Origin of the sequence: Frigoribacterium sp. Leaf44 (assembly GCF_001421865.1) — a bacterium.
Taxonomy (GTDB): domain Bacteria; phylum Actinomycetota; class Actinomycetes; order Actinomycetales; family Microbacteriaceae; genus Frigoribacterium.
Genome location: NZ_LMLG01000007.1, coordinates 66,113 through 66,326 on the forward strand (window position 1 = coordinate 66,113; position 214 = coordinate 66,326).

Sequence of the window (214 nt, forward strand, 5' to 3'; positions counted from 1 at the left end):
AGTCCGCACCGAGGTCCGCGCCGACGGCACCTGGAGCATCAGCCGCGGCTTCGGACCCACCACCTACACCGCCGCCGTGTTCGTCCAGACCGGCGGACCCGCAGCCGACCAGAGCATCCCCTTCCCGCTCGACGGCACCCGCACCTCCTCACTGATCATCGACGGAGACGGCACCGTCTCGCCCACCGGACGCACCACCCTCACCGGCACCGGC

1 protein-coding gene is annotated in these 214 nt (G+C 72.0%); it reads left to right on the forward strand.

Annotation, left to right across the window (positions count from 1 at the left end):
• Window positions 1-214, forward strand: a 214-nt coding sequence (locus tag ASE87_RS16405; protein ID WP_162235896.1) for a hypothetical protein, incomplete at both ends; no start/stop codon positions are given.